An 11,671-nucleotide genomic window follows, 5' to 3' on the forward strand; every position below is an offset into this window, starting at 1 on the left:
GCAAATGGAGTGTCTGCCTGAAATATAATCAGCCAAGCAGTAAGTGAGAGTACAATGTCGAATAAACCCTTTGTATATCAGGATCCTTTTCCACTGAAAAAGGACGATACCGAGTATTACCTCCTCAGCAGTGATTACGTCTCCGTCGCCGAATTCGCCGGCCAGGAAGTTCTGAAAGTTGAACCTCAGGCGCTAACTTTACTGGCACAGCACGCTTTCCACGACGCCTCCTTTATGCTTCGCCCGGCGCACCAGCAGCAGGTCGCCGATATTCTCAACGACCCGGAAGCCAGCGACAACGATAAATACGTGGCGCTACAGTTCTTGCGCAACTCGGATATTGCCGCCAAAGGCGTGCTGCCGACCTGCCAGGACACCGGTACCGCAATTATCACCGGCAAGAAAGGTCAGCGCGTGTGGACCGGCGGCGGTGATGAAGCCGCGCTGGCGCAGGGCGTGTACAACACCTATATCCAGGATAACCTGCGCTATTCGCAGAACGCGCCGCTGGATATGTATAAAGAGGTCAACACCGGCACTAACCTGCCTGCGCAAATCGACCTCTACGCTACCGACGGCGAGGAGTACAAATTCCTCTGCATCGCCAAAGGCGGCGGCTCGGCTAACAAAACCTATCTGTATCAGGAAACCAAAGCGTTAATTACTCCGGCGAAGCTGAAAAATTACCTCGTCGAGAAGATGCGCACGCTGGGGACCGCGGCCTGCCCGCCGTACCATATTGCTTTTGTGATTGGCGGCACGTCGGCGGAGTCTACTCTGAAAACCGTTAAGCTGGCCTCAACGAAGTATTACGATGGTCTGCCGACCGAGGGCAACGAGCACGGCCAGGCCTTCCGCGATATTCAGCTCGAAAACGAGCTGTTGCTGGAAGCGCAGAACCTTGGCCTCGGTGCGCAGTTCGGCGGTAAATATTTCGCCCACGATATTCGCGTCATCCGCCTGCCGCGCCACGGCGCCTCCTGTCCGGTGGGCATGGGCGTTTCCTGCTCCGCGGATCGCAACATCAAAGCGAAGATCAACCGCGAGGGGATCTGGATTGAGAAACTGGAGAGCAATCCGGGCAAGTATATTCCCGAGCATCTGCGTCAGGCCGGCGAGGGAGAAGCGGTTAAGGTCAATCTGAACCAGCCGATGAGCGATATTCTGGCGCTGCTGTCGCAGTATCCGGTGTCGACCCGCCTGTCGCTGAGCGGTACGATTATCGTGGCGCGCGATATCGCCCACGCCAGGCTGAAAGAGCTCATCGATAATGGCGAGGAATTGCCGCAGTACGTCAAGGACCACCCGATCTACTACGCGGGCCCGGCGAAAACCCCTGACGGCTACGCTTCCGGTTCTCTTGGCCCGACCACCGCAGGCCGTATGGACTCCTACGTCGATCTGCTGCAGGCGCATGGAGCGAGTAAAATCATGTTAGCCAAAGGTAACCGCAGCCAGCAGGTGACCGACGCCTGTCACAAGCACGGCGGTTTCTACCTCGGCAGCATCGGCGGTCCGGCGGCGGTACTGGCGCAGCAGAGCATCCGTAGTCTGGAGTGCGTGGCCTGGCCGGAGCTGGGGATGGAGGCTATCTGGAAAATTGAAGTTGAAGACTTCCCGGCGTTTATCCTCGTGGATGATAAGGGCAATGACTTCTTCCAGCAGATCCAGAGTTCGCAGTGCGCCCGCTGCGTGAAATAAGCTCAGCCGCCCTTCGGGGCGGTTTTTTATGCCGCTTAGCGGCACGAACCACCAAAATAACTTATAAATCTGACCCATACTTTACGCTTTAAGCAGGTGAGCTTTGTCGCTATTACGCACTTTGAATCCAAGGAGAAAGTAATGACAACGCATCGCAGTGAAAAAGACTCTATGGGCGCAATCGATGTGCCTGCCGATAGGCTTTGGGGCGCGCAGACTCAGCGCTCGCTGGAACATTTCCGCATCTCGACGGAAAAAATGCCGGTCGAGCTTATTCATGCGCTGGCGCTGACCAAGCGTGCGGCGGCAAAGGTGAATAACGATCTCGGTCTTCTGAGCGCAGAAAAAGCGCAGGTGATTATTCAGGCTGCGGATGAAGTGCTGGCAGGCAAGCATCCGGACGAGTTTCCGCTGGCAATCTGGCAAACCGGCTCCGGTACGCAAAGCAACATGAATATGAATGAGGTGCTGGCTAATCGTGCGAGTGAACTGCTGGGCGGGGTACGCGGGATGGAGCGTAAGGTGCATCCTAACGATGATGTTAACAAGAGCCAGAGCTCTAACGACGTTTTCCCGACGGCGATGCACGTAGCGGCGATGATTGCGCTTCGGGTAAAGCTGATCCCGCAGCTCAACATTCTGAAGCAAACGCTTAATGATAAATCCCTGGCCTTCAACGATATTGTCAAAATCGGCCGCACCCACCTGCAGGATGCGACGCCGCTGACGCTCGGCCAGGAGATCTCAGGATGGGTCGCCATGCTCGAGCATAACCTCCGGCATATTGACCATAGCTTGCCCCATCTGGCGGAACTGGCGCTGGGCGGCACGGCGGTGGGAACCGGGCTTAATACCCATCCGGAATACGCTGTACGCGTCGCCGCCGAGCTGGCGGCCCTGAGCGGCCAACCGTTTGTGACCGCGCCGAACAAGTTTGAAGCGCTGGCGACCGTTGATGCGCTGGTGCATGCCCACGGCGCGCTGAAAGGGCTGGCCGCTTCGCTGATGAAAATCGCCAACGATGTGCGCTGGCTGGCCTCCGGTCCGCGCTGCGGCATCGGCGAAATTGCGATCCCGGAAAATGAACCGGGGTCGTCGATTATGCCGGGCAAGGTTAACCCGACCCAGTGCGAGGCCCTCACTATGGTCTGCTGTCAGGTGATGGGTAACGATGTCGCGGTAAACATCGGCGGCGCTTCGGGCAACTTTGAGCTCAACGTTTACCGCCCGATGGTGATCCACAATTTCCTGCAATCGGTGCGGCTGCTGGCTGATGGTATGGCGAGCTTTAATGAGCACTGCGCGTCAGGCATTGAACCTAACCGCGAGCGCATCAGCCAGTTGCTCAATGAGTCGCTGATGCTGGTTACCGCCTTGAATACTCATATTGGCTACGACAAAGCGGCGGAAATTGCCAAAAAGGCGCATAAAGAGGGGTTAACGCTCAAGGCCTCCGCGCTGGCGCTCGGCTACCTGACGGAAGAGGAATTTGACCGCTGGGTGCGCCCTGAAGATATGGTAGGCAGTATGGCTATTCGCTAGCCAGCCACAGGTGCAGTCGCGGAATCATTAGCCTGAGCGATTGCGCCTGCGGTTTATAACGATACTGCACGCTCCCGGCGTCATAGTTCAGAAGCTCTCCGAGGTCCGGCACGCTAACGCCCTGCGTGCCGGATATCAGCGCGATCATCGGCCCTGGACAGGCGTATTGCACCTGTTTTTGCTGCCCGCTATACCACACCCTGGCGATAGGCTGAACCTTTACCGGCCTCTTTATCTTCAGCTTTGCCCGCTGCGGCAGGGCGGCAATATCCTGGTACTCTCGCTCCAGCTTGCTTTGCCACTGTTCGCGCGTCCACGGCGGAACCGCGCGGGGCGACTGAAGACTTTTTTCCAGTTGCATGAGAACCTGGTCGCGGGTGAGATTTTTAATCACATGCTTATTGGCCCAGCCGAAGCGGATAGTGCTCGGGTCAATTAACGGGGTGAGCGTGCGATAGGCGCTCAGCGTGATCAGTCCCGGCAGGTGGCGATGGACCCACTCAAATCGTGCGGTAGCGGGAAGACCGGAATCGACGGTGATAATCTTCTCGAAGGTCGCTTTAAGAACGTTGATATGGGCGATCTTGCGTAATAGTTCTGCCTGCTCGCTGGCCTCAGTTCGCAGGCAGATCGCGCCGGGCAAACGCACGGCAGCCTTACTGCTGCGGGTTTCCGACTGCTGCTGGATAAACAGGTGGCTATAGTGTTTGAGCGCCATCTCCAGCGCGGGTTTACCGGTGTGCTGAACCACGTTGATGTTCTCCAGCGGCTGGTGTTCGGCATCTTTGCTGACCGGCGGCAGCTCAAAGACGCGCGCAGCCAGCAGACGGCACTGGCTCAGGGCCTGTTTAAGCGCCTGCAGTTCACGCTCGAGCTGGCGAAAGGTGTCGTTCAGACGTTCAACGAGGTCATAGCTGGCCATATTTCTCCACCTTAGTTACAACATACTTTATGTTTTTTTAAACTATAGCAGACCTCAGCTCCTGCGCAAGGGCTCATCAGGCCGAGGTAAAATTCGGCAGCTGATGATAAACCGGCCAGCTAAAACAAAAACAGGCGCCACCGAGCTCGCTCGCCTGGCAATGGACTTCGCCAGCCATTGCCTGGGCAATACTGTGGACGATAGCCAAACCAAGACCGCAGCCGCCGGTGGCGCGATCGCGGCTGGGGTCGAGACGAACAAACGGCTCGAACACTTTCTCCCGCTCAGCGGGCGCGATACCTGGACCATCATCTTCGACGCGCAGCGTTGCGCGCGAACCCTGCAGCGTCAGGCTGACCTGAATACGCTGGTTACTGTAGCGCAGGGCGTTGTTCACGAGGTTATCCAGCACTCGTTCCATTAAGCGCATGTCCAGCGCGCCGTAATTTCCGTCCACGACTTCGCTTAGCGCAACGTCGCGCTGGGGATTCACCGCCTGAATATCTTCTACGCGATCGCCGAGCCACGCCGGGAAATTGGGGGTCGTCAGCTTCAGTTCATTCTGCGGGCGATCGAGGCGCGCATAGGTCAGCAGCTCTTCAATCAGGGCCTCCAGCTGGCCGATATCGCGATTTAACGCCTGTGATTCGGCTTCTGTAAGGTTCTCGCTCATCTCCAGGCGGTAGCGCAGACGCACCAGCGGGGTGCGCAGTTCATGGGCAATACCGTCGATCAGCTGTTTTTTGCTGGCGATAAGCGCGTTGATATTATCGGCCATCTGATTAAACGCCACGCCCAGCCGTTCGAAGCTGGACATGCTATCGAAGTGGATCCGCTCGCTAAGATGCCCGTCGCCGAAGCGCTGAGCGGCGGTTTCGATACGCAGCATATCCTGCCAGTGGGGGCGCATCCAGATGAATACGGGAAAGGCCAGCGAAATAGCAATGAAGGCCATCAGAGCCAGATCCAGCAGGCGCATCTCATGCAAAAAATAGAGATACGGTACCGGGCCGACGGAGAGCACGTAGTGGCTACGAGGGATACGCTGAATAAAGGTGTACTGATCGTCCAGGGCTACGATATCGCCAGCGCGCAGATGCTGCATCGAGTTTTCCGAGAGCTTGAATTTGCTGATAGGCTCGATATGCAGATCGAATGAAAGATTAAGGTCCAGCTCTTTGAGCGTTTTGCTCCAGTCGCGCGGCGGGATCTCGCGCAGCTCGCTGCGCATCAGATACAGCGAGCTCTTCATCAAATCATCCAGCGACTGGCGGCCTGCTCGCTCGGCGGTAAATTTGTACACCAGGCCGACCATCATCGTCATTACCAGAAAACAGACGAACAGCAGGAGGTAAAACTGTACAAACAGCTTTTTCATAGCCAGATCCGTAAATTAATTGTCCCACGCGTGCGGGGCGAATAAATAGCCTTTATTGCGTACCGTTTTGATGCGATAAGGCTCAGTCGCGTTGTCGAGAAGCTTTTTGCGCAAACGCGAAATGGCGACGTCGACGCTGCGGTCCATACCATCGTAGCTTACGCCGCGCAGGTTTTTTAATAGCGCATCCCGATCCATAATTTGTCCTGCGTGGGTCGCCAGCTCCCATAACAGATCGAAATCCGCGGTGGACAACGCGACGTTTTCCCCGCTGAGCATAACCTGACGATTGACCGGATCGATACTCAGCGAACCAAAAGCGATCGCTTTATGCGGCGTCAGCGAGGAGGGGACGCCGCTACTGTCCTGGGGGGGGACATGCTGGCGCAAATGCAGACGCAGTCGGGCTAACAGCACTGCGGGTGGCGTTGTTTTCAGAATATAATCGCTGGCGCCCATTTCGAGCGACAGGATATGGTTCATATCGCTATCCAGTGACGTAAGCAGCACGATGGGCCCTTGCCACTGGCCGCGTAAATCCCGGCACAACGTCATCCCATCTTTACCGGGCAGCATGATATCCAGCAGCACCAGATCGGGCTTTTCGCGCGCGATAACCTCTTCGGCACGGTCACCGCGAGGCTCAACCACGACGTCCATATCATGTTTCCCGAGATAGGCCGCAATCAGCGCGCCTACTTCGGCATCATCCTCAACGAAAACAATTTTATTCATAGCGTGTATGCTTACACTCATCTCTGGCTGATTGAATCTGTTGCCCTTAGGCGCGGTCAGTGCCACGCTTAAGGCATCATCAGGGCGTAGCCCGTTAATTCACTGTTGTCATTGTAAACTATTCGGGCATCAATATGAGCTATGAGTTAGCGATGAAATTCGCTATGATGGCTGAATTCGCGCAATGATTGATCAGATTTATGCTTTGCCGCGCGTTTAGCGCATCGTGCTGGATGCGGGCAGGACTGGCTGAAGAGCTTCTGCCCGTACAAAATAGATGCTGCTAAATTAAGGTGAGATCGAAGCTGCCTTATTCCATGCTCTTTTGCCTGGCGCCGTAGGGGCAGAGGACGAATTTGCAGATGCTTCTTCGGTTGCAAATTAGCAGCGTTGGATTTTGATTGCCGGGGCACTGGATAAACTTTGTCAGCGTTGACCATAGCTTTTCGCTATAGGGAAAAGCATGAATAACCTGTAAGTCGCCGGGCTCACCGTTTATGAAGACGTCATCTTGCGTGATGTTAATAACCGAACCGATGTTCAAAAAATAATCTCCATTATACCATATAATTAATTTCAGATTTCTGGCACTGGCCGCAACTGAAAATCCTGTTCCAGTTAAAGGACATACAAGACTATTTTCAATATTCCACTCCATGCTAGACGCTCTCCAGTAATTCACGAGCATTTTCGCGTTGATAAATATAGTTTAATGAGTTTCAGATGCTTTTGGATTGTGTATAACGCAGGTCCGAACATGAAGATTCCTTTAGCTGGTTCTTATTCAGGCTAATATAAAATGATTGCGGTTATATGAGTGTCTAATACTAGTAAAGATAATAGCAACAAGTAAAAGATTCGAAAAACTCGGCAGGAGTGAACTAATAAACTGAAATGCATGTTATGAACAGAATTATATTCTGCAATGGATATTATGTTTAGATCGAAAGATCGTAAAATCAGTTAATTACGATCTTATTCACTGCGGTTGCTTTGATTAATGGCAAAGTATGCTTTTATATGAAATCGGTTTTATATTGATCTAAGTCAATAAATTGTGCCTTATTGTGCTCTTTTTCTCAAAAAAGGCTACGTGCGCTATTTAAGGTTATGCGCAAGTAGAATAACGCAAAAGCAAGCGATTAAGATGAAAAACCATCCATGTCAATAAATGGTTTCTACCATATTTAGTAGGTATTGATGTGTATCATTTAGTTCCAGATAATAGCTCTATTTAACGCACGATATAATTGATATTTATTTCTTTTGTAGGCCCGTAAAAACGGAAGGCCGGCGTTCAGGAAGGGGGCTTTGCCTGCGGAGGCTGCAAAAAAGAAATACGCTAAATGGATGAGCAATAATGCTTGCGATAAATCTTAATCCGCTATAATGAACGAAAAATCGACTAATCCTTTACGCCTCGTTTGATAAAATAATTTATTTAAGCTCATGGGGTTAGCAGGCGTAAAATTAGCCGGAAATAGCAGACTCTGTTTCCTGGTAAATTGTCACTACGGCAAGCATTAATAACTGTTCATAAGGCATCAGAGTGATAGGCGAGGCCATTGTGATGATGGGATTCAGGGCGCTGGCGGATTCTGCGCCATGGTGTCTGCGTTTGCACATTTATCAACAGCGGGACTTAGGTTATGCTGCAGGTTCTTGTTGTTTAAATGTTAAGGCAAAGGAATGGGGCTGTTGATAAAAGCGCTGCTCGGCGCGCTGGTCGTCGTGTTGATCGGCATACTTTCTAAAACGAAGAATTACTATATCGCCGGCTTGATTCCGCTCTTTCCCACTTTCGCCCTGATTGCGCACTATATCGTTGCCAGCGAGCGGGGGATCGAGGCGCTGCGAACCACCATCGTATTCGGAATGTGGTCGATCATTCCGTACTTTATCTATTTGCTTTCGCTATGGTATTTCACCGGCATCATGCGCCTGCCGTTTGCTCTGGCAGGCGCGGTGGTGTGCTGGAGCCTGTGCGCGTGGCTGTTGATTATCGGCTGGAGCCGTTTTCACTAGCGCAGATGTCGTCCGCCGTCGACGGCAAACGAGCGCCCGGTAACGTAGTGACTGCCGAAGAGATACTCGATCAGATCAACGATCTCTTTTTCACCCGGCGCGATTTTCATCAGCGATTTGTCGAGGGCCTGTTTGCGGTACTCCGCATCATCGCCTTCATTAAATAAAATCAGCGATGGGGCGATGGCATTAACTTTGATTTCCGGCGCCAGCTTACGAGCGAACGAGCGGCTCATATTATCCATTGCCGCCTTGCTGGCCGCATAGGCAATATGCTTGTCGCTGCCGCGCTCCACGACGTAGTCGGTAATGTGAATAATATCGCTGGCGGCCTGTCCGTGACCGCGTAGCAGGCTCTCCAGCGCATGGTTGAGCAGGTAAGGGGCGTTGACGTGAATTTGCATCATGCTGGCGAGCACCGTGGTTAACGGGATCCCCGGTTTTTCAGCCATCCAGCCGCTGGCGTTATGAATGACGGCGCGCAGGCCGTCGGCGGCCTGCGCTTTTACTTCTTCGGCGAACGCCAGAATGCTGTCGTCAGTGCTGAAATCCGCGTGCAGACAAACGGCACCCGCATTACGCAGTTCGTCGATGGCCGGATACCATGTGCGGTAGCTGATCATAACGGGCTGCTGCCGGGCCAGAAAATGGCGAGCCAGGGCGAGACCGATGCGACGGCCTCCACCGGTAATCAGGATCGGGCGAGGCTGGATGTCAGCCATGGGTATCTCCTATGAGTTCAGCGGCAGGGTAACCGCTTACCCTACCAACATCCACGTTGCCGGTACGGCGGCAACCAGCAAAAAACCAATTAATGCCAGGTCACGGCGTTTAAGCGGGCGATCGTGCTGGTGTGTACGACGGGCATACAGGAACACCAGAAGACCCGGAGCGTAAAGTATCACTGACAACAATAAATGCACAGGGCCGGACGCATATAATAACCATAAGCCATAAATGCAGGCTCCGACGCCTACCGCCTTGTGCAGCGGGCGCCGGGCAATCTTCAGCAGAAATGCGCCGACCAGAAAATAAGGGACCAGAATCATCTCGGAGGCGATCGTCAGCAGCGTGTTGTAATCCGAGCCGGTCAGCCAAATCAATACCAGTGAAGCCTGCACGCTAATATTGGTGAGCCACAGCGAAGACGACGGCGCATTGTTTTTGTTGGTGCGCGCGAACAGACGCGGAAAGGCTTTATGGGTTGCAGCCAGATAGGGGACTTCCGCCGCCATTATCGTCCAGCTCAGGTAAGCGCCGCAGACGGAGATAATCAGCCCGGCAGCGATCACGATCTCGCCCCACGGGCCCATCATTTGCACCATCAGCCCGGCCATTGACGGATTGCGTATTTCCGCCAGCTCGCTCCGCGGTACGACGCCTAAAGAGAGAAGCGTCACCAGCAGGTAGACCGCCAGCGCGGAGAGTACCGCCAACAGCGTTGCGCGTCCGACATCCCGTTTATTACGCGCGCGAGCGGAAACCACGACCGCGCCTTCCACGCCGATGAATACCCACAGGGTGATCAGCATGGTGTTTTTCACCTGCTCCCATACCGGCACGCCCAGCGCCAGACCGCTAAAATCAATCCGGAAGGTCTCCATGCGAAACGCAAAGGCGGCCAGCGCGACAAACGCGCCGAGCGGCAGCAGCTTGGCAAGCGTCGCGGCGAGATTGATACCCGCCGCCGTTTGGACGCCGCGTAGCACCAGGAAATGGACAATCCATAGCAGCGCGGATGCGCCGACGATAGCTTGCCAGGTGTTGCCATCGCCGAACAGGCGCAGCTCGGGAGTATCGGTAAAAAAGCTTAGCGCCGAGAACACGATAACCAGATAGGAAACATTCGCGATAACCGCGCACAGCCAGTAGCCCCAGGCGGAGCAGAAACCAATCAGTTCACCGAAGCCTTCGCGGGCGTAGGTAAATATGCCGCCATCGAGGTCGGGGCGGATGCGGGTAAGCAGCAGCATAGCGAAGGCGAGGAACAGGATCCCCACGCCGGTAATGCCCCAGCCAATCAGCAGCGCGGAAGGACTGGCGACGGCCGCCATGTTTTGCGGCAGACTGAATACACCCGCGCCCAGCATCGAGCTGAGTACCAGCGCGGTCAGGGCGCTAAGGCCCAGTTTCTTTTCCATGGCGTTCCCGAGGTGACAATCATCAATCTAAGAATATTTATTTGGCGGAATCGCATAAAAATGGAGGATTACGCTAAGGCGCGGGATTTTACGGAGTGTTTTGTATGCATGCAATGGAGATAAATGAAAAAAAAAGAAAAGGCGACAGATCGCCGCCTTTTTGTTCAGTTCAGACGCCGTTATTTATACAGGTCGGCGCTGATAGTGATGTTGCCACCGCGCTCCTGCCACTGGCGTGTGATGTGATAGTACTTCGCGCCTTTCTTCGCGGCGCGCTTAGCCGTCTGGTAGGAGATTTCCGTCATGTTACCGAAATTACCGGTGAACTTGATGCTGTCATAAGGAACCATCTGCGCGGCGGTAATTTTGTTCACTTCCTCAACTTTGGTGCCGTCCGGGAGCGTGACGGTGTAACGTCCACCTTTAGAGGATTGCGTTTCAAAGAAACGGCCTACGCCAGTGCCGGAACCGACCGCTGCGGTCGTCGCAACGCCCGGAATTTCCACTTTCTTAGCCGCTTCTCCGCCTTCTGCCAGCGCGGCGCGTCCGGCTTCTGAATCGGCCGGGATCGCATCCGGGCTTTGCAGAACGCGCTTTTTGGCATCCGCTTTGTAGATATAAGCGGTGATACGCTGGTTGCCGCCCTGGTTAGCATCAACCTGGCGCACGATAAAGAAAGAGGCGGCGCCCTTGGCCTTAGCCGCTTTAGTGATGGCGTCGTTGACTTCCGGCTGGCTGCGGTAGAAACCTTGCACGGTAACGGTATCGAACGGTTCCAGCTCAACGGCCTGGTCTTTCGGTAATTCCATCACGCCGTTGATAATGCGATTTTTAGGCGCGTCGGCCTGCGGGGCGTTTTCTTTATAAAAATCGGCCGTTACGCGCAGGTTGCCGCCGCTGCCAAAATCAGACGTGTCGACAACATAAAAGGAAGCTGCGCCTTCTTTGTCCGCTTTACGGGAAACTGCCTGCACGGCGTCGCCAATGGCGTTAAAACGACCGGTGACCACTACGCGATCGTAGGGCTTCAGCGCCGCCGCCTGCTCCGGGGTCAGCTCGGTCGCTGCGTGGGCAGACAACGCGGTTGTAGCCAGAAGAGCAGACGCCAGGAGTGAGTTCTTAAGCTTCATAAAAATAATCCTTTGCCTTGCGCAAACCATGTACTGGTGTTGTTGTTGACTGAAAACGTTTGATTATTGCATTTATCGTGAGTGACTGTCTGCGTCA

The 11,671-nt window shown here is 54.2% G+C and carries 10 protein-coding genes; 3 read left to right on the top strand and 7 right to left on the bottom strand.

The features are described 5' to 3' along the window. The first annotated feature begins 54 nt into the window (after positions 1 to 54). Complete coding sequence (fumA, locus tag K2184_RS02690; RefSeq protein ID WP_004102605.1) at positions 55 to 1,701, top strand: class I fumarate hydratase FumA; 1,647 nt, start codon at positions 55 to 57, stop codon at positions 1,699 to 1,701. Positions 1,702 to 1,842: 141 nt separating this feature from the next. Further along, positions 1,843 to 3,243 carry a class II fumarate hydratase gene (gene fumC, locus K2184_RS02695; protein WP_004113406.1) on the top strand — a complete coding sequence of 467 codons (1,401 nt, stop codon included), beginning with the start codon at positions 1,843 to 1,845 and terminating at the stop codon, positions 3,241 to 3,243. On the opposite strand, the gene tus is transcribed toward fumC, so the two are convergent. The 4 genes from tus to iraM form a co-directional block, all read right to left on the bottom strand. After that, the gene (gene tus, locus K2184_RS02700) at positions 3,233 to 4,165 is read right to left on the bottom strand and encodes a DNA replication terminus site-binding protein (RefSeq protein WP_163525511.1); all 933 of its coding nucleotides are present in this window, start codon (positions 4,163 to 4,165) and stop codon (positions 3,233 to 3,235) included. The two genes, fumC and tus, sit on opposite strands and share 11 nt — an antisense overlap. 76 nt (positions 4,166 to 4,241) lie before the next feature. Then, positions 4,242 to 5,543, bottom strand: coding sequence for a two-component system sensor histidine kinase RstB (gene rstB, locus K2184_RS02705; RefSeq protein WP_004113401.1), 1,302 nt, complete (start codon positions 5,541 to 5,543; stop codon positions 4,242 to 4,244). 15 nt (positions 5,544 to 5,558) lie between these two features. Then, positions 5,559 to 6,278, bottom strand: coding sequence for a two-component system response regulator RstA (gene rstA / locus K2184_RS02710; RefSeq protein ID WP_004102597.1), 720 nt, complete (start codon positions 6,276 to 6,278; stop codon positions 5,559 to 5,561). A 310-nt stretch (positions 6,279 to 6,588) separates the two neighbouring features. Continuing rightward, on the bottom strand, positions 6,589 to 6,936 hold the full coding sequence (gene iraM, locus K2184_RS02715) for an anti-adapter protein IraM (RefSeq protein ID WP_004102595.1): 348 nt from the start codon (positions 6,934 to 6,936) through the stop codon (positions 6,589 to 6,591). 1,031 nt (positions 6,937 to 7,967) lie between these two features. On the opposite strand from iraM, the gene K2184_RS02720 reads away from it, so the two are divergent. Then, positions 7,968 to 8,303: a GlpM family protein gene (locus K2184_RS02720; protein WP_064372202.1), complete on the top strand. Its 336-nt coding sequence runs from the start codon at positions 7,968 to 7,970 to the stop codon at positions 8,301 to 8,303. Here K2184_RS02720 and folM read toward each other — a convergent pair. The 3 genes from folM to ydgH form a co-directional block, all read right to left on the bottom strand. Beyond that, positions 8,300 to 9,025: a dihydromonapterin reductase gene (folM, locus tag K2184_RS02725; RefSeq protein ID WP_163525513.1), complete on the bottom strand. Its 726-nt coding sequence runs from the start codon at positions 9,023 to 9,025 to the stop codon at positions 8,300 to 8,302. The genes K2184_RS02720 and folM overlap by 4 nt on opposite strands. Before the next feature lie 36 nt (positions 9,026 to 9,061). Continuing rightward, entirely contained in the window at positions 9,062 to 10,444 is a 1,383-nt protein-coding gene (locus K2184_RS02730; RefSeq protein ID WP_016810120.1) for an amino acid permease, read from the bottom strand. Positions 10,445 to 10,623: 179 nt separating this feature from the next. Further along, a complete protein-coding gene (gene ydgH / locus K2184_RS02735) occupies positions 10,624 to 11,574 on the bottom strand; it encodes a DUF1471 family protein YdgH (RefSeq protein WP_004102587.1) in 951 nt (316 codons plus the stop codon). Positions 11,575 to 11,671: the final 97 nt, after the last annotated feature.

This window comes from Klebsiella sp. K5-306 (assembly GCF_051835185.1).
In the GTDB taxonomy this organism is placed as follows: domain Bacteria; phylum Pseudomonadota; class Gammaproteobacteria; order Enterobacterales; family Enterobacteriaceae; genus Klebsiella; species Klebsiella oxytoca.